Below are 22,390 nucleotides of genomic sequence, written 5' to 3' on the forward strand. Positions count from 1 at the left end.
GCACATTCTTCTATGGGTAGTAATTTTTCTGTAATCTTTGAGGAAATTGGGACGTTAACTTCCTCTGACATGCCAGACAATCTAGAGGAAATCACAAGCACAGCTACCGAAGAAAAAACTTACGAAGGCAGATTAGAGCAGGCATCTTCCTTAGGCTTGCTGCAGCTAGTTGGCAACTTGGGCGGCTTCACCCTACCAGCGGGCATTCCTGATTTAGTGTTGTCCAAACTAGTGATTCAATTGACAACTGCTCCTGAGATTGGGGTCAAATCGTTTGCATTCACAGGGGAATCATCCCTGGAACTGGGCAAGAAGTTTGACTTGCTGGGCCTAACGGTTCAGCCGCCAGAAGGGGCTATTTTCACCTTTGAGCTTAAACGCACGACCTCAGCCCAGTCGGAAAAACCTCAGAACAATGAAAATGCACCGCTTCAGAAAATTACGGCAGGAATGTTTGCGTTGTCATTGACGATGCCCAAGCAAAGCAGCCTGACGCTCTCCAGTGCTCTAGCTTGGCTCCGAGATGTTCCCGGAATTGATCGTGTACGAGAGTTGCAAAACGATGACGAGAGTGACTCGTCGGAGCTAATTGGTTTAGTTTTGACACCGGATCAGCAGCTACCTGGTGACGATATTCAAATTCAGTTGGTGGAAAAGAGTTTGGGCACCAACAGGGCTGCCGAATATCTATCAAACTTCGACTCTAAAAACTGGAATTTAACGTTTGAATTTTTAGGTGAATCGTTCGAAATCTCGAATGATGAATGGTCTGAACCCAATTCTGGCAATACCAACGGGAATGGAAATGAGAATTACAATCAAAAAAAGCATTTTACCTTTCCGTTCCTGAAATCCTCAGGCAAAGAGGACATCAAACCAGCTCCTAAGCCAGCTCAAGTGCAGTCAGTCACCGGTGGAACTACGCCCCCTGCATCTGGTCCCCGGTCAGCTGATGCGTCTAATGAGCAGCCAGATGCTGCATCCGATTCAGAAGATACCAACGACGCTCAATCTTCCGGCTCAAAGTTAAGTCAGGCGATTTCGTTAGGAGTGCCGACTGTCAAAGGTCCAGAAACAGATGATGACGGCACCTTCATTAGCATTGTCTTTCCAGCCACGATTACAGTCGGCAGCCTCAGATTTAATACCAAGCTGCCAGTGAAGTTTATCTTGGGCAGTTTTGCAATTGCTATTGACCATTCTGAAGGGATCAAAATTCTTTCTCCTGAACCCGAATTAAAACCGATTGGTAGCGATGGCGAACCAAAGGACGGACCGTTTGAATTATTTGGTCTGGAGTGGCGTTTCTTTGGCGCAGAAGTAACGGAAACGGCAGAAACCGAAACAGAGAATACAGAGAATAACGCCGAAACAGATATAGAAGCAGATATAGAAGCAGATGAAGAGGATGCAGGAGCAGAAATAAGAGACGAAACAGCATCAGCAGCTGAGACCGAAACAGACGAGACTGAAACAGACGAGACTGAAACAGACGAGACCGAAACAGACGGTAAAGAATACCATCATTTCACCCTAGTCACCAAAGACTTTAATTATCAAATTCAGCAGGCTCCGGGTGCCCGCATCGAGGTGGCTTATACCAAGGCCAGCCGTGACCCGATTGTGTTTATCGTAGAGGACTTTGTGATTTCGGCTAAGGGCATCAGCATTACCGCAACGGTGAGCGATCGTCCGGCTCAGCTTAACGGCATTGACACCCAATATCGCTTCCACGGCAGTCAGCTCCGGATTGTCGAAAATGAAATTCTCGACTTTACCCTGAGCGGTTCCGGTCCGTTGCCACCTAAGCTAGTTGGCGATGCGATGGCCGACATTTCGCTGCAATTTCAGCAAGTAGAAGGCAGCCTCAAGCTAGTGGCCGGAGCAGCCAAAATTCAAGGCGATAAATTGCTCGACTGTAAAGGTACTCGTTTTCGCTTCTCCGTTGACTCAATGGGGTTGCAGTTCGTTAACGACGATCGATTCCATATTTTCTTTACCATCACTGGCACCGCCCGATTCGTTTTACAAGAAGGTGACGATCGGAAAAACGGCGCACTCTCCATGCTGCCCAACATCCAGATTGATCTGGTGGACTGCCCGCTGACCGGAGATGCCAGCGTCATTGCGAAACACGTTCAGTTCCTGGTTGAGCTACCCAAGCCCGTTTCGTTTCCGTTCCTGGGAGCCTACGAATTCGAGCTACGGGCCATTGGCTTTTTGCCTCAGTTCGACGCCTTTGGGAACGATGTGGCCATGCAGCTCAGTGGTCAGATCAAATTTGCCCAGGGGAAGGGGGATGCGGCGAACGATCAGCCCGATCTACATTCGCTCTATATTGGGCTGCCCGGACCGAAAGATTTCTTCCCTCGGCTTTATATGGATCAGTTACCGCTGGATATCAACGCGGGCGAAGCCTTCAAGCTCAATGGTGTCGTTGAGTTCAAGGATGATGAGACAATTAAGGGCTTTGAAGGAGAGGGTGTCCTGGAGATTCAAGGGATGCCGCCGATGGCTGCCAGCTTCGGCTTCTACCGCGTTCGTAACAGTGAAGATCAACCCTGGGTCAGGGCCTGGTTCATCTATCTAGAAGTTCGCCAGATTAGCTTCCGGATTCCGGTGGTCGAATTCTTCATTCGGGAAGTGGGGCTGGGCTTTGGCTACCGCTACACGCTAGTGGGCATCAGACGGGCCGACGAGGCTGCAAGCCTGACGGAACTGTTAAAAGAACTGAAAGTGTTGTCTCGCACCCAAGGTGATTTATCCAAACGCGATCGCTGGGCCTTGGATGTCGAAGATCCGGGTCAAGATCCACGTTGGACGATTGTGCTGCGAGCCATGATCGCCCAGCTTTCTGCCGCTGCTTCACCGCTGGTTTGGAATGCCGAACGAGAAGAAAAGCTAGCCTGCGTGTATCTATTCGATGCCGTAATTGCCTTCCGCAGCGACCTGACCTTCTTTATGAATGTGCGAGGTTGGATCAACACCAGCTACGGCATGTATGTGAAAGAGCGCAACGAAGGTAACGAGCTAGAGCCACTATTCAGTGGATTTGTCTTCCTTTGGCCTCGCCAGAAGCGATTTCTGGCCCATCTTGCCTCAAATCCCAATGGACATTTAGGGAGTAATCCACCGCTGCCCGACTTTGTGCAATCGGCCATTCGTAGCGCTCAGTTTTCGGCCACGCTGCTGATCGAGCCAGGGTTAACGCATTTTGAGCTGGGCTGGCCCAATATGCTGCGCTGGAGCAACAACATCGGTCCGCTTCAGGCCGACATTCGGGGTGGCTTCATCTTTCGGGTCAGCAGTCGCGAAATGGTAATTGGCATCAGCTTTTTGGCCCGCGCCAGTTTAGAGATTTCGACCAGCATAGACTTGGGGCTGGTAGGGGCTAGTGTGGAAGCGAAGGCGAATGCCGCATTTGGGGCACGCTACATTGGCTTAGTCGAATTTGACACCAACCGCCCGACGCTTTATGGAGCCATTGGCCTAGAGTTGCGGATTCAACTGTTTGTCGCCCTTTGGATTCGGATTCCGCTGCTGTTTAAGACCATTCGACTAACCTATCGTTTTACCCTGACCATCAACTTTACTGCCGGATTAGAGTTTGCCTTCAACGGTGTCAAAGATGCTGGATTACGCGGTTCAGGTACATTGGCAATTTCGGCGATGGGGCACCAATTGCAGTTCAATGTCCGGCTGAGTTCAAACCCAGATGCTGTCACTCAGGCGCGAGCGCGGACCGAAAAATATCTGAACCTGGGGTTGGAAGCCACCGAAGTGGAAGCCACTCTCCCTGGCGTCGAGGCCGCTTCTCGATCGCGGATGGCTTTTGTTGCAGAAGCCGCAGAAACATCTGCATCAATGGAGGTGGAGGCATTGGAGGTGGAAGCATTTACTCGATCGACGGCTCAGCCATCATTTGGTACACCCAATTATTCAGTGTTTGTGATTCGGGATACGCCAGATCGAATTTCGGATACACCGAATGAAGAACCGAATGAAGATACCTATGCCTACTTTGTTCTGTTTCCTCGCTCAATCCGTGATCAGGGAGAAGAGCAAGCAACAGAGCGCCATGCTGGTTTTTTGCCGGTTCCTCCAAATGTACTGGCAGATGTACCAAACAATCAGCTACGCGATTTTCAAATTGTCTTTCCAGAAACCCTCCAACTGCCGCAGGACACTTTAGAGTGGTTTAACCCTCAACCCATCGCAACCGGTGAGGCCGCCGGTCAGTCCATTGGCTTCCGGCCCTTGAGCCAACATGACCCAGACTGGCTGACGCTGACAGACACAATCATGAGTTGGCGTGCCAATTGGGATCAACCCATTTTTGAGAACACAGAAGCGTTTGCTCCTGATAACAAGCCGCTATCTCCAGAATCCATTAAGTTACGAGACTACTTGACCCATGCCTATATCACCGCTGATCAAGCTGGTTTGCCTATACCCATAGCCGATCCAGATCCGTTAGCAACCAAGGAAGAAGTCATCACAGATGAACGGGTTCAGAATCCTTCAGATGATGCGTTTGAAGCGGCAGTGCGGGGAGCAACCGAGCAGTTCCGTAGCTCGCCTTTCTTCAAGCACAATCCCAACTGCCTCTATGAACAGCAGCTAGAAGCAGCCTTTAGGCCAGACACCACCATCTACGCCGATCAAGACCCCGACAAGCCCCAACCCTTGAATGAACACCAGCAAGCCCATCAGGTCCGCAGTATGGTGATTAACGATCTGATGGGCGATCTGCGTAAGTATGTGGACGGAACCGAGCAAGAGCGCAACCAATTGACTCAGCGCTCAGTCGCCTTTCAGATGGGGCTAGTCTTTCGAGTACCGAAGCGTGTTCTGAATACAGATAGTGCTCTAGCTTGGCTAAACTACAACTCACAAACAGCCCCTACTCTCCATCAACGAACTCAGCTCAATAGCCAGCAACCGGACAGCGACCAACGTTGGTTACGTACCTTCAATGTTCTCGCTACCGACTTTTCCAAGTATCCGCCCCAATTCCAGCAGGTACGACACTTTACCGATGCCAATACGATCGCAATCGCCTGGGATCTCCAGCAGGCCAATATTCCAGAGAACGAGAAGAAGCACCTAACTGAGTTGCAACAAGATCCTGAACACAACTTGATGTACTACGAAGTGCGTCGCCGTTCCTTGAATGCCCAAACGCCAGAAGTCGTCTATCAAGTGAAAGGTGCTTCAGTGCTGCATGAAGAGAAAACCGGCTCACAGAAAATCCTGAACATTCTCAAACCGCGTTTTCAGGTGGTCGATCACTTCACGAACGAAAGCCTGGATGATGTGATTCGCCTGCCTGCTACTGGCCTTAGCTATCTTTACACGATTACCCCCTACGACTTTGGTGGCAATGCCGGACATCCGCTCATCCTGGTTGCGACCCGTTATCCTAACGAACCTCCTGCCGTACCTGTGGACAGTCAGTTTACTGTCTCCTATACGATTAGCGATCAGCGCGAAGAACCAGTGGACGATCAGTCCCAACTGCCTCTCGCTGACCTGGAAACACACTGCACCGTCACCTGGACAGAACCCACCGTCAATGGTCCCAGGGTTCCTGTTGATAACTACTACTTGGTTTTCCGGAAAGAAACGACGCTGCCGATTGGGAGCTACGGTCTTGATAGTTCAACCCAGCGTCCTCGCAACAAGCTGTTGCCCACCAGCAACTCCCGCGCCCTGCCCACCGACATCAAAATTCGGCTAGAGGACCCTGGAAAGGTGGAAGGAGAGCCACGCAAGCGCATTGCTAACGTCTCTCTAGACAGTCTACGCCAGAAAGGAATTTTACCCGCCTACTGGCAACCTGAAGCCTGGAAGCTGTTTATTCAGACGGAGTCAGTGAATCGAGTCTGCTCGGCTCTGGCTCCGGTGCAGGTTCTGCTCAAGTTCAAGTCTTCAACCAGTGGCGAAAAGACCGAAGAACGGCAACCTGCCGAACTGGAGTGGCTACCCAAACCGCTTGCTCTGCCGCTGTTACCTCCTGAAGATCAGCGAGCAATTGTCGGTAATGCTCATGTCCCCATGCCAAAACCAGGTAGCTACCAATTGGAGAGCAACACCAGTTCCCTCCGCTATCAGCCCCATCCGGCAGGGATACGCTGCATTCGCTTCCGCTGGAATCAGGGACCAAGTCGGGTTAAGAGTTATCCCTTGGCGCTTACAGCCAGCTACGATTTGCTAGAACTGGATATCGACGCCCACACGACCGCTACGTTTGCCGACCCGGATCGCTTAGCTGATGTTTTGCGCCTGCGGCAAACCGTGCAGATGCTTTCTCCTGCTGACCTGCCGCTCACTCCTGGTGATACCCTTTCCACCAATCAATGGGAAGCCTGGTACCCCAGTCAGGTCGAAAGACGGGCGCTATACCAACCAATTCCGGGTGCTCAAATTAAAGAGAGTTCCTGGTATTCCTGGCGCGAGTCGATTCTGGTATGGCCTGAGTGGCCCGGACTAACCAACGGCAACGGCAACCGAGACACTGCTTTGCATCCCTTCCTGGAAGAGCTAATTCAGGTGCTGCAAGCGCAAACGGCAGACGACAGCACGACTGCCCTGCCCAAATATCGCGTATCTCTACAAACCAGCCCTCCGATTCAACCCCAGACGCTGACCACTTTCTTAAACTCCACTGCTGAGACCGCCGATCCGTATGGTTGGGGTATTTTACAGCGATTCGGCTTGACCACTGCGTTCACGCTGCAAGATGCCAGCACTGGCGATTATATTACGGGGGATGATCTTCTGAAGACGGTTCAGAGTATACTTACTGATCTCAAGCAGAAATACAATGACATATATCCCCATCTCCATATAGAGCTACTGTTCCAAGCGGCAAAGAGCATCGGTCTAGAACCTGGAGCTGTATCTCCTGCAGGAATGTTGGCCCTAATCCAAATCAGCCTCCGACCGACCATTCTCCAACTACAACGATATTATCGGCTGGAAATTAAGGGCGATAGTAACAGCCAGATTAAGCTGCGGTTTGAGTTGAATGCTCCATCGAGTTTAATTGACCAATCTGCGCCCGGCAGCGGTCAAACTGATTTTGATCTAGACGCGAATCAAGTAGCGAATCAGGCAGTGGAATACACCGTTACAGTACCTTTGAATGGAGTCGTGAATCTGCTGCTGCGCACCACTCAGCCACCGATTGTTAAGCAGATCAAAGCATCTGGGGAAGAATCGATTCCTCTCGACGCTGTGCCGATTCACAGTCCGCTCACGGCTTACTTCACGGCTAACCCCGAACAGCTTGCAGTTGACTTTGCCAAACCCGATAGTGAAGATGACCAACCGCTTAACTGGCGACGCTTCAAGCGCTATGCCGAATCTCTCAATAGCAGCATCAAGTCAGATATCAGCATTGAGATACCAACAGAAGCTAAGGCCCTGGCGGCTACGTTGCCTGACATCATGCTCTGGTCGTTGCGCTTCTTCAACGCGGCAGCAGTACCCACAATCACCGACAATTTGGGCAAAACGGCAGATGGGCCTTGGTTGGCAACGGCTTACCCCCGCGTAGATACCCCGGCCCCCACAACCCCCGATGAGAGCGGCAGGCTGACCTACGATCATCTGATCATTGACAAGTGGGCACATACTTACCGCTACTACATTCGTCCCAATCATCGCTATCAGCTGCTGTGGGAAAGTCTGCTCACTTCACCCGTGCTATTTCCAACGCAAACAAACCAGCAACGTGAGGCAATTCGTGCCCAAAGTCAAACGAAGCCTGATCCCAAACAGGGTAGTTTAGATGTGGTACTGGATCGGATTCAGCCAGTGACGATGCCGGTAATTCTTAGCTCTGCTCGGCTTGACCCACCTGCATTACCAGGCCAGTCCGTTCCTCCCGGTCGCACTTGGGAAGTGATTATTGCCCAACACCCAGAACAAACCCTGATAGAGCGCAACCAAACTCTGGCTCGCCAACTCCAGTTCCGGCAGGTAGCCTTTACACTGCTGCGTCGCTTTGCCTACACCACAGCCACGGGTGACGATTGGGTCAAACGGATTAACAAACTGGCTACTCTGGGCCAGATCAAACCTAATCCGCCTGAGTTAAAGCTAAGGCTAAACACAGCAGGTTTTCTGTCAGCGGGGTTGCCAGGGAAAATTACCAGTCCTGACCATCTTGACCTGAAGCGAATTCCAACCAACGACACCGACCTCGATCAGTTAAGTGCCGAAGATATTTTGCAAATCGAAGCGGATGTGCGTAGCCTTGACCTACCGATCCGGTTGGGTAATTTCCAGCAGGGCGCGTTGGTGTTGCAGTGGGATACGCTGCCGTTTTTCTATCAGCATCAGCTATTGGTGATTGCCCAGAGCGACCACCAAGTCTCGGAGATCAATCGCGTGATCCACAAGGATTTTGAGTATCGCTCACCGTTGCCGACCGCCGCAATGTCGGGTCAGACCGTCCCCAATTTGGCGTTACCCAAAAATCAACCGTTTGGAGCGACCATAAACGCTGAGTTAGCGGCTCTGCGGGTTAGCATTCCCCTGAAGTTGCTTTGGGATAGCCTACCCGAAACGGTCAGACAGCAGTGGCCCAGTGAGGCTCCTGTTATGGATTGGGAGGAATCGAAACATTGGCGATCGCCCAGTGCCTTACCTGATCTGGAAGTAGTTTATCAGATCGCCCAGCTTTTTGAAGGCAACCTGGAGGTGCAGGTCGAAACCCTACTGGAGCAGCCCGAAGGTAACCCTGAGCAATACCAACTGCGGCAATTAGGTAAATATTTCCTGGGTAGCTTCGACGCAATTTCACCACCTGCACTTTCAACATCAGAGAAGCAAGGTTCCAGCGACTATGTCTTGAATCTATTTTTGACTCAGGTGAGTACGGTACCGCTGATGCACCGTTATATGTTTTCACGAATGGGCAACCGCCTCTTTTTCGATGCAGAAACACAACAACTGAAATGGCTGGGAGTTTTAAGCGCTGGCGATCGGAATGCTCTACAGCAGGTGATGGCTCAGGACATTGCTGAACTGCGGCTTCTGGAACAGATAGGGATAGTTCCGACAGATCAGGCAGATCAGAACATTTTAGAGCAATGGTATGTCAGCCGTTTGGTGCGAGGGGATGCCAATGCATTTGACGACCAACCTGTGCCGCTGCCCAACATTCCTGGACTGAGCTATGTCAACGTGCCGTTTACGCTGCTGTTGCTTGACACTTCAGAAGGCGTCAATAGCGAGGAGATCACCCATTTTGCAAATCAGTGCGATGCCAAACTGAGGGATGTTTTGCTGGCGTTACTGCCTGGAGCCGCGCCAAGCAATTCAGTCGTCCGTGAAACTGACTTTGCGCTCGGTGCAGCAGCCTTACTCAGCCAATCTGATCTACCCAATTTACCGGCTGCCAAAATCCAAGTTAATCCTCAAACTAATCCTCCAAAGTCCCAACTGACTTGGCTTGGCTCGTTGAATCCCGCACAGGCAGAAACCATGCAGCAATCGTTGTTTGATGCCGCCATTACTCGCCTACGCACTCGGCTACAGGACACTCAGGTCAGTCATCCCTATGCCCCCCCTGTGCCCATAACAGTTCCTCCTGCCCCGCCCAATTCATCGTTTATTACCGTCAATAGTGCTGATGAGTGGACGTTACAGTGGACAGGCGAACTTACGGCTGAGGCAATCCGTGAGATTCACATGTTGGTAGATGATGAACGATATCGAGCGGGTGCAACCGCCCTATTCCGGCAAGTCCTGGCTGGGCAAAAGGCTTACATCGAGCAGTTGCCACGACCAGAAATGCTGCGGTCCCAACTGCAAAGGCTGCAATTTGAGCTGATCAGGATAGACACACGCATTAGAAGCATAGACTTTGGCTTAACGAACCCTCAATTATCATCACCTGATAGAGAACGATTACAGGCTGAACGATCTCAACTAGAGGCTGAAGGAAACCGAGTTAGAGCTGAGGAGAACGCAAAGAGACAAGAGTTACAGAATATTATTGACACTCAAAATCGGCTCAACGCGGCGCTCTCCCAGTTTGAGTCGTTGCCCTCAGCCGGACCAGCCAATGATATTCCTGCCCAACCGGTTGCCAACTTCCCTGCCGCGCCATATCGCAAGACAATTGTTTGGCAAGTGACTGTGCCGTTGCTCCAGAGCCGTCTGCGTAATGCGAATCAACCTACAGCAGCAGACTGGCTGAATCGCCTGACCATTCCCACCGATGCTGGCAACCTGGATTGGCGCAGTCTAGACAGTTTAGATGCCCGTGACCTACAGACGCAGGTGCAGCAAGTGCTCGATGGTGATCGTGACTCGCAGGCAGTCCAAACCTTTTTGGGTGCTTTCAACGGCTTAATCGACGCAATCGAAGCAATGCTGTTCACATTCGACTATCGCCCCCTACAGGCAGATATTCCAGAAGAGTTGCGGCATTATCTGATTATTCGAGGAAAGTTGCTGCACGCCTCCCGATCACTCAACCAAGAGGAGCAAACCCAACTGCTCAATCTCTTTACTGACCGGGCGAGCAAAAACTCATTGCAGCGATTCTTTACCGACTTGCAGGATAAAGCTGCAATTGATCGCCTCTACGAACGCTGGCTGGCCCAGGTGTATGTTCCAACAGAGCTAGACCTGACAGGCATATCCGAACCGCTGCGAGCCAAGCTAAAAACCGTGCCGTTGCTTTCCGCAGATGAGTATGCGCTGATCTGGCAAGGCAGGATGAGTGACAGCGATCGCACTACTATTCGGGAGTGGCGATCGGGACTGACTGACCCTGCCCAAATTGACGTGGTGGGCGAACTGTTACGACAAGTACCGCGGGAAAACGACCCGAACGATCAATCAGAAACGGTGATTTTGGCACGGGGGAGTGCTCCGAACCTCAGCGCCTCAACGCTAGAACCTGTGCGAGCACGGCTCAGACTTGGGAGCGGCACAATTCTGCGCTATCACGGTTTGATGACTCTGGCTGAAGCAGACGAACTCGCACCAAAACTTAACCACAATGCCGTTCTGCAGCAGCTATTCAATGCCAGCCTTACCCAAAGTTTGCAGGGCGGTGAGCTTCGCATCATGACTCGTCGCGGCAGCGCTAAACCCAGTGATTTAGTGCCCATTCTTCCCCATCTGCTCAGCTAATCGTTGCTCAAGGAGTTTGCCATGCCCCGCATTCCCGACACTGCTATGCACAACGTCACCATCACAGGGCCAATGTGGTCGGCCAAAGTCGATATTTTGAAATTGGCCAACCCAGAGCAAGACTGGGCATTTCGCACCCTGTTTGTTGACCTCACCGCCCGCGACCGCCTCGGCCAATCCACCAGTCTGTTACCCGGCACGATGATTGTGCTTGGGGTAGTGCGGCAGGTCACCATTCAACTCGGTAATCAACCCGGCTCAGGCTATGAGTGGCGGCGGTCAGAGCATTTGCCAGTGCCTCCACTGAACGAGCAATCGCAGACGCAGCTAAGAGAGCTAATCACCACAGGTCAATGTTCTCTGCTGCTGGTGCAGGCAGACCCAGACGGCTGGCCCACTCAGTTTCCCCAAAGACAACCCATGCCGTATTTCCCAACCTCGCTGACCTGTTTAGCAGGGGAAATTTTTCTGGGTCTGGGCGGGCTTGAGGCCCAGGGGCAAGCAGTCGAGCACCTGTACGCCAAGTTATCTCTTCAGCTTGCGGTAGCGGCGTTTGAACAGCGGCACGGCAATGACCGAACCACAGTTCAACCCAGTCGCCTGCTCAGTCAAGTGAGTGTTCACGGCAGTGGGGTATCGCTCTATGGTCAGGTGCAGTTACCCTGGCAGGCTGATCAGATTGCAGCGCCTTTTCTGCTGACTCAAGATTTTCCGCAAAGGTACAATCACCCAATCCTGCGGCTACGGCCTGAGAAGAACCGCTTGACTCAGGAAGAGGTAACGAGCTGGGTATCAGCCTGGAATCAGCTTAGTGGCTATCTCAACCCAAACCATCCTCTCAACAAGCAAGTTAGAGCAGATCAGCTTCCTCAGTGGGTTACGCTCGAACTCACTACTCCTAATCAGGTGCCCGACCTCTTCTGGTTATTTCGATCAGAGAATGCGCTCCCAAAGCTGCGGTTTGAACCCGATGAATTCAGCCTGTTGGTTAGCGACCGACCGCCCTACGATGGGCAGAACCCGCCCGATTCGCTGGCTCGAATTGCTCCGGCTTGGGTTGAGATCGATGGCAACAGCGATAGCCTCACCATCAACTTCGACACCCAACCTGAATCAATCGCCACTGCCTCTTCTGCGCCAGAGATCGATCGACTCAGCTACACCTATCAAGTTACCGAATCCGAAACGGGTACTCAAAGCGAAGAGTTCTTCAGCGCCACTGAGTTAAGAACCGCCTTCAGCCCAGTTGAAGTTCCACAGTTTCTACGCAAAATTCAGGGACGACCTGAATCGGATTATGCCTTAGATGACATAACCATTTCTAAACCGCCCCAAGCAACCGCAGCGCAGCAAGGCTCTGATTCAGATGATCAGCAGAATGGCACCATCAACCCCTGGCTGCTTTGGGGATTTATGCCGCTCCAAAACGGTTGGGCGCATCTGCCCTTTCTCAACCTGACCGAACAACTCTATCTGGATCTCGATTTGGATGGGGCTGCCGCATCCTCTGAAGCTACTCAATCGTTGCTTCAAGGTGCAGTTGCTCTGGGCAATGAGACTGTTTTATCCACCTATCTCGATGAGCAGCCGTGGAATCTGACCTTAACGGACGCCGAACGCATCCATGGCAACTGGAAATATGGCCGTCCTAATGCCCAGACCAACGCCCAAACCAATAACAGCTGGGTGCTGCGAGAGATCAAGCTTGACCTTGAAAACCCCACAACCATTTTTAATGGGCTGCTTTGGCTCAGTACTCAGGCTCCCCGCATTATTGACGCTATCCCTGATCTAGACAACTGGGTCGATGGGTTGCGATCCTTTGCGTTGAGAACTGCTCGACCCGATCGCGATCTGTTCCCGTCGCCGATGCTGATGGCCGTCCAGAACTTACAATTGAAAGCTCGTCCTGCCTCTTCCCGCGTTCAGCCATCTGCCGAACTAGCCAATTGGCAACTCAATTATCGTCTCGATCAACGGCCAGTCGCAAAATTTGGTGGATCTACGGTATACGAGCAAATGCAGCAGAAATTCTTGTCCAGAGGATTCCTTGATCAACAACCCCTGATCTGGCAACGCCATGCTCGTCTGCCCATGATTCAGGCATTGCCGTTAACTCAGTTGCAGTCCCCTGCCAATTATCCCAGTTCAAGCCGTCAACTGGTGCCCTACGAAATACCATTCCTTCAAGCCAATTCGACTCTGCCGCAAGGTCTACAGTTTACAGCCACCGGGTCAACGATGTGGCTTCGCTTGGCTGATGCTAACAGAGACGCACTTGCTCCAGCAACCGAGTGGAAATCACAGCCGGACTTACCGCTGGTTGCGCTCTCATTGCCAGGACTACAGCTAGTCCCTTCTCAGTCCAACCAGGAATTGGTCTGCCAGTATCGCTTCGATCTGCCCTATACCGACGAGATTAATGCCTTTGCCCAGCTTCCTGAACCGCCCCAAAGCCCAAAATTTGTATCACCCCTGCCCGAATCGCCCCCCCCTGAACCACCGTACCCTCTCATCCGCGACACCTACGCAACCCACTGGCAACGGCTGAGTGAACGAGCCAGTCTATCTAGTGCGGATGGCACGCTGGCTCTTGATCTGAATGATTCCACCAACGAACAGGGCAAGCCAGATCTGCGCCACCTGATTGAACCCTATGTTTGGTCCGTACAACCCACCTTTCAGCTGGAGAACTATCCGGGCCATTTAAGTTTGGCAAATGGTTCCACTCTTGAACTGAAGGACAATTCAGCTCTAGAGGGAATTTCTGGACAGTTTTCTGTTAGTGGTAGGCAGCTCACCCGGCTTGAGAATTCAGCACCGCATGACAGCGATACCTTTGTCGTCACTGCCGGTAGTTTAGCCGCCAAACTCACGCCCCAGGGACTGCACGATCAGCGGGGGCTAGTGCGGGGGCTGACTCAGATGGATCAGGATGAATTGTGGCTGCACGATCAGCGGGGGCTAGTGCGGGGGCTGACTCAGATGGATCAGGATGAATTGTGGCTACAAACACCAGTCGTGTTTTATGAGACCGCTGAGCAGGAACTTGCCTATGCCCTGACCACCACAGCTAAACCGATTAGCTTGCAGGTCGGAAATCAGCAGTGGCAGATGTGGTTCCGCGATTTACCGCTGCGGCTAGCTCAGGCAACCCAATCGGAAACAGGGCAATTTTTGAGACAGGCGCGTCTGTCTCCCTACGTTCAGGATGTGAATGATCCGGAGGCACGGTCGCGTGATTTTGACTTTCTGTCGGGGTATGAGTGGCGGCTAGCGGCTCCGAATCCTTCTAAAGGCGATCCTTCTAAGAACACATCTCCTTCTAAGAACACATCACTCTCCTATCTGCCGCTGTTCGGTCTGCATTTTTATCCCCTCACTCTGGAACAGGTAGAGTTGCGCCAGGGAAAACCAGAACGAGTGGTTATGATTGGGCGATTGCAGCTTCCTCTGAGAGACATTAAAGAGCTAGAGGATTTTAGCAACGCTGTGCGGCTAGAATTTTCTGTCGAAGGTGGCAATCAAGATCTGAGTTTAAAGGCAGTCACACTTGTCGGTCTCACTGGCGATCAGAACGCGGCTTCAGAAGGCGCAGAAGGCGAATGGCCTTTAGCTTTAAACCAGGGTGAAGCGTTTGATGCTCCTATGTTGGTATGGCGCACGATAGCGTTGCAGCAAGATGACAGTGGCCCTTTCATTGAAATTAAAGATGCGTTTCTCAAATTTGTGTTGTTTGATTATCTCTGGAGCGTTCCACTAAAGCCAGAGGATAATTTGGAAGGACCTGTTTTACGATTTCCCCAAGAACAGACTTCTCAGGGACAAACAAATCGCTCCCACAAATATTCAATTCCAGTATCCGATCAAGCCTTATATCTCTTACCTAAATTATTAACGCTTGAAATCAATCTTCAAACAAGAAACCATACCGTTGAACTAGACCTGGACATTCAATTAGGCTCTACCGATTCTAATCGCAATAGCTTTGAAGCAAAAGTCCAGTTTCCAATTCTGAAAGACGGAAAACCGGCAGATCCAATCTGGCAAGCTGGGCATCTTTTGGGTGTGATACCGCTTACGGTCGCTAATCACCAATTGACCACAAACCATCAGGCGTTTCAGTTTCACTGGGAAACAGCATCTGTGACGAATGCACCTCAACTGCTGCCTGGAATAACGCTGGATACAGAGCCAGATGGCAAGCCCTCATTGCCCGGATTCGTGGCGCTAACGTTCGACTTACGATCCTCCAAGCAGCCGGAATCGTCCACCGATGAGAGTGACATACCGCTGCTAACATTAACCTCTGCGTTTGTTGAGGCTCTATTGTCTTGCAAATGGGGAGAGTTTTTGCAAACTGATGCACCAAACCAAGCTACCCTCAAGCCAACTGCTAGCATTACCCAGGTTTTCGGCTCATCGGCTGGAGATTTAACCTGTAGCTATACGGCTGATCTGCAAATTAAGCCAACTGAGCGCAGCCAATCGGAACCTGTGTTGGTTTGGCAGGAAACTCTGATTTTCAACGGCATGCTCGAAATCAAAAACTTGATCTCGTGGCCAGAGGAACTCAAGCTCGATCCCCAGGCTCCTACAACCACGGTTCTGCTCCCCTCATTGCCAAAACCTCTTGAGCAGCGAAGCCTAAAGCACCGCCGCCATACTCTGCGGATTTTGCTGAATCAGCACAGGCTGCCCCTAGAGCAAATGACCCAAAACCGCAGCCTCAACCGTGACACCATCTTCCATTTGGCTACCAATGCGGCTTGGGAGTTTTTAGCGGTTGTGGAACATCAGCTGATCGATGTCGAGCTGATTGATGTCGAGCTTCAGCCGTCGTCAAACCCATTGGAAACTGCGAAGATTAAGACCGAGATTAAGACCGATCGCCGCTGGACCGTGACGCAACCTGTTCGCTGGCTCACGCTAGCAAACTTCAAAGCACAATTGGAAAAACTGCATGCCATCTCCACACCTGACCCAGCCACTGGAATTGACAAGAGCGGTTCTGGCTTTTTTGATCCAGTGTTTCGGCAAGCTCTGATCAAAGAGTTAGAGCAACTCCTCAAGCAGTCTCCTTCTCTCTTGCTGGTCGAAGCCAGCGGTCACTTCTGGTTGAACCAAACGCCGTTGACCACCCTCAGCCCCACGACACTCCAGTTTCTTCCAAATGGAGCGCAGCTTGGGATCCTCAGTAGCCCCGACCACTACAGCTCCTCCGACCCAATTCACCCCGACTGGCTGTTGCTCACCCTGCCTTGTTTGGGTCGTTTGCAGTTACCTGGCAGCGATGGGCTAGACCAATCCTCAAGCCAGCCCCAGGTAAGCTCACCGCTCCAGGTTGACCCAATTCTATGCCTCAAGCGCCATCCAGAACCCGCCAAGCTAGCTCTGATGCTGACCACCTGGCAGCCCACCACGAGCGATGGCACCCCGATCCGACTGGCGATCTCCAACGTCGATACAGCCACTGGTCGAACCTGGGCCAGATTGGATCCCCTAGCCCTGCAAGAAAGTTGGTTCCGCCTACAACATCCTGTAGCTGAACCTCCTGCCGAACGCCTCCAAAGCGTGATTGCGGCCCAACCCAACTCTCCGGCCCGCCTCAGCCGCTTGGCAGCGCTCAAGCAAAATATTGCCAGCTACCGACAGGCTGTTCCCCCACTTCCAACCAACCCCTCTGGCTCCCAGCCACCAGAACCAGCTCAAGCGATTAAAACAGAGCCGCTGCGCCGTGCTGGGCTGCCAATTCTTGCTCTGCCTCAGGAGGGCGCGTTGCCCGCAGACCTTCAAGTGCTTTACCTATTTCAGGGCGGTTCTGGCAGCAGGGTGATGGACCGGTCTGGTGTGGGTGAACCACTCGACCTCGACCTCATGGAACGCTCTGGCGGTCAGGAACCCCCTTGGCGATGGGAAGGGGACGGCTTGAGGCTGCTGCGTTCGAGCATTCTCATCGCCAATCGACCAGCCACCAAACTGATCAATGCCTGTAGGTCTACGCAGGAACTGACAATCGAAGTGTGGCTTGAGCTAGATGCAAATCAAACCATGGCCACCAGGCTAGCGCCGATTGTCACCCTGTCCAATGACCCCAACAATCGCTATTTCACCCTAGCCCAGGGCGGAAGGGACAATCAATCGGGCGGTGATCTATTTAGCGTTCGACTCCGCACAGATAGCACCACCCACTCGGATGGCACTCGCGCTGCCGCTGGCACCCCCCTCGACCGCACAGCCCCGATCGCCACAGATCCTGGGTCTGCAAAGGCGGGACTGTCCCATATCGTGTTTACCCGTCAATCCAATGGACTGATGAAGGTGTACATTGATGGGCAAGAGCGAGCCAGCAATACGCTTTTGAATGGTCTCTTCCCGGTTTATCGCGGCCAAAATTCTGACCAGACTTTCCGCCTTGGTTTAGGTAATGAGATTTTGAGCAATAGCCCCTGGCTGGGGAAATACTATGGGGTGGCAATCTACAGTCGGGCCTTAACGGTCGCTGAGGTGCAGTCGCAGTTCTCCCAGGGTCATGTAGTCTGGGCAGCTTCAGGATTGCAAATAGCCACTAGTCAACTTGCCCAAGCCCCTGTAACCCTGAGCCGTTATGCGGCTGCTACGCTGCTAACCACTGCACCCCCATCAGCCCAACTTCAGGCTCAAAGCCTTGCGATCAGCCCTTATCTAGGATTGATGTTTCAGCCCGCCGCTAAAGATTACACCCCATCGCTAGTTTCGGCAGAGCTGTTGTGTCTCAACCAGGCCACCAAAACCTTGCGTCCCATCACCAGTCACCTTTGGGAGGTACCTAGCTCATCAACTCCAGAAGAACTCTTGCAAACCAGTATTGACTGGGCTAAAGAGATTCACGCGCGGCTCTGTCCAGAATCGCCGGTGGCGGTGCTGCGGTTCCGCGAGATTCGCCGCTTAGCTGGCGAGACCGATCCATTTGCTGCACCCATTGTCACAAGCTACAGCTATCAAATTATCAGCGACCTGGCTATCACCGAACTGCCTCTAAAGCGCGTGTTCCAACTGCGATCCCAGCTACCCCAGTTGCGGTTTAGTGAAGGCCAATGGGGAGGCACTAGCTTACCGCCCCAGCTCCAGCCGTCTGAGTTAGCGCCGTCCCAAACCATCCAACCGTTTGAGTTAGCGCCACCCCAAACCATTGGAGTGCAACCCATCTACTTGACGGAAAGACCGGGCCAGGGAGCATGGCCGTGGGGACTCAGCAGCTTAAGGGTCAGCGTTCGCCATGCGGCGCAAGGAGTAACGGGTAGGTTAGATGCCACGAGCAATCACACTCTCTGGTGGCAGGCTCCCCAATATACCGTGCAGTACCGTACCAACGCGAATGGAGTAACCGCAGGACTTCCCGATCTGTTCAGAGCCAGAGCTATCAGCAGCCTGCTCCCCACTGCCCTGAAACCCCAACTGCCGGCTATTGATATGACAGAAACTTTCGCAATCAGGACAGAAACAGTTGATCAGAAGACTGTGGTAAAGTCTAAGGCTGAGAATCATTGGCAGGCCGTTTTACCCAGCATGATGCGCTATTTGCTGATCGGCGATCGCCCTGGTGTTTTCTTCAACCTTCGCAATCAACTCTTGCGTCAAGGTGATCTCAATCCTGTCGGCACAACGCCAGATTCTTTACAAAATTCTGCTGAAAATTTCTCAAATCATTCTGTCTTTGTCTCAGGCAGTGTTCCTGTACAGCACCGCATGCCCCGTCCGGTACCTCTGCCTCCTAACCCTGAACAAGGTCGTCCAGGCTCCTTGGCGCTACAGCCCTGGGCCAGCTACTTCCATCCTACGGAAACCGTATGGGGTGAAGCTTCTCCCGCCGATGAAGCCTTCCTTGCAGCAGATTTAATTCAGAACAAACCCGCTCGCGGGTTGCGGCTGCGGCTGACAGAGCCTAGCAGTGGTGCAATTCCTGCCAACTGGGATGGATACCTGAAGTTCAAATTATCCAGCTATCGCGGAGCCGGAACTCAACCAACTCCGCTTGTAGACTGGGAGGTCAGCGAAATGTCTGCGCTGGTTGGGAACCAAACCTTTACCTTCATTTTCATTCCATACGACCTCAAACTTTGGAAAAACAGCGAAGATATACCCCAAACCGGTCAAGCTTCAGTGAACTTAGTCCAATCACCGAATTCAACATCAACCGCTCCCACTTATCAGGTGCGCATCTTCGATGCCAAGGGAGTTAAAATCATTGATAAGGCTAATATTCCGTCACAGGACTTGATCCCGGCACATTTAAAGCAGCTTCTGGAAGACACATTCAGGGAACTAGCCGGAGTCAACAGCGAAGAAATCAGAACAGTCCAGAATAGCAGACTCAGCCCGGCGGTCCAGGAAGAACTCGTACAAACTATCGTGACTCGCCTGAACTGGGAACTGGAATTCAGGATAAGCAATCTGCCAGCCTTAAAAGATCAGTTAGCGCTGCTGGCGGCTGGCTCTCCGCTCTCGATTCAAGCTCGCGTTAGGCCAAAACCTGACACAAATGGTTTAGACGATGGATTCCAACAATCCCTTTCGTTTGCTTTGAGGTTGACCAGCGACCGCACCCTCCCCCTGCCGCTCAAACCTCAGTTTCTTCAGTTTGAAGACCCTGAATATAATCGTCAGCTCGCTTCTCCTACAGCTCACAGTTCTACCCAAGTTACTGTCCCTAGCCCAGGGGGATTGACCCAATTGATCAGCCTGCGGCTTGCCACCGATCGCAGAGAATACAATCCCGACAGCCTGCTGACTTGGCGTTACGACTGGGCAGATACAGAAGCGAGTCCAGCGTCCAATCTTGGACAAATCGATGCTGTGTTTCCAGCCCGAACGTTGCAGATTAAACGCATTCGAGAAGGCGTCGAGGCGTTGTTGTCCCTTCCCAGCGGTTCGCCAACTAACCTGAATACCGGCGTGGTTTATCAGCTTTCCCTATCTCAGTTGACCCAAAGCGATCGGGGAACTACGCCCGTTGCCTCCGCGGTTCTGCAACCAAACGACATCCTCCAACTGACGCTGCAACTTTTTCAAGATGAGGACGCAACGCAACTCAGCCATCTCTTGGTCCTAGCGGTCAACATCGTGGCAAACCCAGTGCAGCCAGTGCCCAATGCTGCCTACGGCCTCCTGCGGCAGAATCTGGATGGGTCAGTGGAATGTGTTCGCTTCGCTTGGGGGGTCATACCCAACCGTGTAGATTTGGTGAACCCGAATGATCTCAAAACGGAGGTCGTTAGACGGCGTGCCCTCTTCCGCTGGATCGATACTAAACGCCCCCAGCACAACGTTAGATACGGAGTTCAAAAGATCACCCAAACTGGTTCAACAGACTGTAAACTATCCTTCTAATGGCTCATTCACTGAGCTGTTCCTGGTGCAACTGCTTAGATCCAGCAAGATTCGCTCATCAAGGCAAATGAACGAAACAACGAGACGATTCCTATTTGTGCTTCTGTTTGCTGTGGTTTGCTTCCAAACTGGAGCGCATATTAGTCAGGCATTTGTCAACTATCCCGCCTGGGAATTCATCAGTGCTGAAAGTTTTCCAGCCTATCATCGGGTGATGACCAGCGGAGCACTCCGAGTCTTGTTGTTGCCCCGGGTGATTGAATTGGCGCTAGCAGTTGTCGTTCTCTGGTTCTGTCCCCGGGTGCTCAAACGCTGGATGCTGGTATTGGCAATTGCACTGGCCCTATGGGCGTTTCTCTCCACTGTCTTCATTCAGCTGCCGATCCATCGCCAGCTTGGTGCGCTAGGCAATCAACCACAGCTGCTGTTCCAACTGAGAGCCACCGATTGGCTGCGCCAGATCCCAGAGTTACTGAGAGCGGCTCTCTACATTTGGATGATGTCTCTTGTCGTCCGCCCACAGATTAAAGCTGGAGTCACAGAGCCTGAGACCTACGACTACAAAGAGATTGCCTAACATTACCTGCCTAACACTACGTCGTATACTCAGCGTTGATCTTGACGTAGTCATAGCTCAGATCACAGCCCCATGCTGCACCGGTTCCAGAGCCATTGCCGACGCTGACTGAAACCCGCACCGTATCCGATTTCAGGTACTCTCCTGCCGCTGCCTGCTTCATGTAGCGGCTAGCTGCCGCCCGATCAAAGGGCAAAGGCTGTCCATTTTCCATCAGCACAAAGTCACCCAACTGCACTCGCAGGTTTTCCTGATCAAACGGGACTCCCGCCCGTCCTGCTGCCGCCGCAATGCGGCCCCAGTTTGGATCTCGTCCAAACACGGCAGCCTTAAACAGAGCAGAACCCGCAATTGTGCGGGCGATTTGACGTGCCGCGGCATCATCACTCGTGCCAGAAACGCGGATTTCTAGCAGACAGGTCGCTCCTTCTCCATCGCGGGCAATTGCCTTTGCCATCCCCATACAAACCTCGGTCAACATCGCTTCCAGCTTGTCGGCCTCTGGACCGGGTTCGGTAATGGCCGGCGTGCGGGATTCCCCATTGGCAAGCGCAATCAGCGAATCGTTGGTGCTGGTATCACCATCAACAGTGATTTGGTTAAAGCTTTTATCAGCCGCACGACTCACCATTTGCTGCCAGAGGTGGGGGGAAATGGCCGCATCGCAGGTGACAAAGGCCAGCATCGTCGCCATGTTGGGATGGATCATGCCGGAACCTTTACAAATCCCACCAATCCGCACCGGGCGACCATCCATTGTGGTTTCTAGCGCAAAGGACTTGGTGACGAGATCGGTGGTAATGATCGCTTTGGCGGCAGCATCGGAGCCGGTTGGAGAAGCAGCGGCGACCAGTTGGGGAATGCCCGTCCGCAGTTGGTCCATCTTGATGCGCTGCCCGATCACACCCGTTGAAGCCACCAACACCAACTCTGGAGAAATGCCCAGCTCGCGGGCCAGCAGTTCGGCGCTTTCATTGGCATCGGCCCAGCCCTGTGCTCCGGTTGCCGCATTTGCCTGTCCAGCATTACAGAGAATGGCACGCGCAACCGATTTGGCTTGCAAGCGTTGGCGACAGTAATCTACACAGGCTGCCTTCACTTGACTGGTGGTGAATACACCCGCTGCAATCGCATCCACATCGGACACAATCAGCGCTAGATCGGGTGCACCCGATGGTTTAAGACCAGCCGCAATCCCCGCTGCCCGATAGCCTTTGGGGGCCGTGACCCCGCCCGTAATCTCCTGCCAATCTGCCATTCTTTCACCTCTTTTGCAATAGCTTGATT

The 22,390-nt window shown here is 52.5% G+C and carries 4 protein-coding genes; 3 read left to right on the forward strand and 1 reads right to left on the reverse strand.

Annotation, left to right across the window (positions count from 1 at the left end; all coding sequences use genetic code 11):
• The first annotated feature begins 12 nt into the window (after positions 1-12).
• The 3 genes from HJG54_RS06725 to HJG54_RS06735 all read left to right on the forward strand — a co-directional run bounded on the left by HJG54_RS06725 (position 13) and on the right by HJG54_RS06735 (position 21,103).
• Positions 13-11,157 (forward strand): hypothetical protein, encoded by an 11,145-nt coding sequence (locus HJG54_RS06725; RefSeq protein WP_316434074.1) that lies wholly within the window; start codon positions 13-15, stop codon positions 11,155-11,157.
• A 21-nt stretch (positions 11,158-11,178) separates the two neighbouring features.
• Positions 11,179-20,526: a LamG domain-containing protein gene (locus tag HJG54_RS06730; RefSeq protein WP_316434075.1), complete on the forward strand. Its 9,348-nt coding sequence runs from the start codon at positions 11,179-11,181 to the stop codon at positions 20,524-20,526.
• Positions 20,527-20,593: 67 nt separating this feature from the next.
• Complete coding sequence (locus tag HJG54_RS06735) at positions 20,594-21,103, forward strand: hypothetical protein (protein WP_316434076.1); 510 nt, start codon at positions 20,594-20,596, stop codon at positions 21,101-21,103.
• A 16-nt stretch (positions 21,104-21,119) separates the two neighbouring features.
• On the opposite strand, the gene argJ is transcribed toward HJG54_RS06735, so the two are convergent.
• Positions 21,120-22,361: a bifunctional ornithine acetyltransferase/N-acetylglutamate synthase gene (gene argJ / locus HJG54_RS06740; RefSeq protein WP_316434078.1), complete on the reverse strand. Its 1,242-nt coding sequence runs from the start codon at positions 22,359-22,361 to the stop codon at positions 21,120-21,122.
• Positions 22,362-22,390: the final 29 nt, after the last annotated feature.

It is taken from the genome of Leptolyngbya sp. NK1-12, assembly GCF_032598965.1.
Lineage (GTDB): Bacteria > Cyanobacteriota > Cyanobacteriia > Elainellales > Elainellaceae > Elainella.

Coding starts and splice junctions, on each gene's coding strand:
- HJG54_RS06735 (WP_316434076.1), top strand. CDS start 20,594: ATGAACGAAACAACGAGACGATTCCTATTTGTGCTTCTGTTTGCTGTG.
- HJG54_RS06725 (WP_316434074.1), top strand. CDS start 13: ATGGGTAGTAATTTTTCTGTAATCTTTGAGGAAATTGGGACGTTAACT.
- HJG54_RS06730 (WP_316434075.1), top strand. CDS start 11,179: ATGCCCCGCATTCCCGACACTGCTATGCACAACGTCACCATCACAGGG.
- argJ (WP_316434078.1), bottom strand. CDS start 22,361: ATGGCAGATTGGCAGGAGATTACGGGCGGGGTCACGGCCCCCAAAGGC.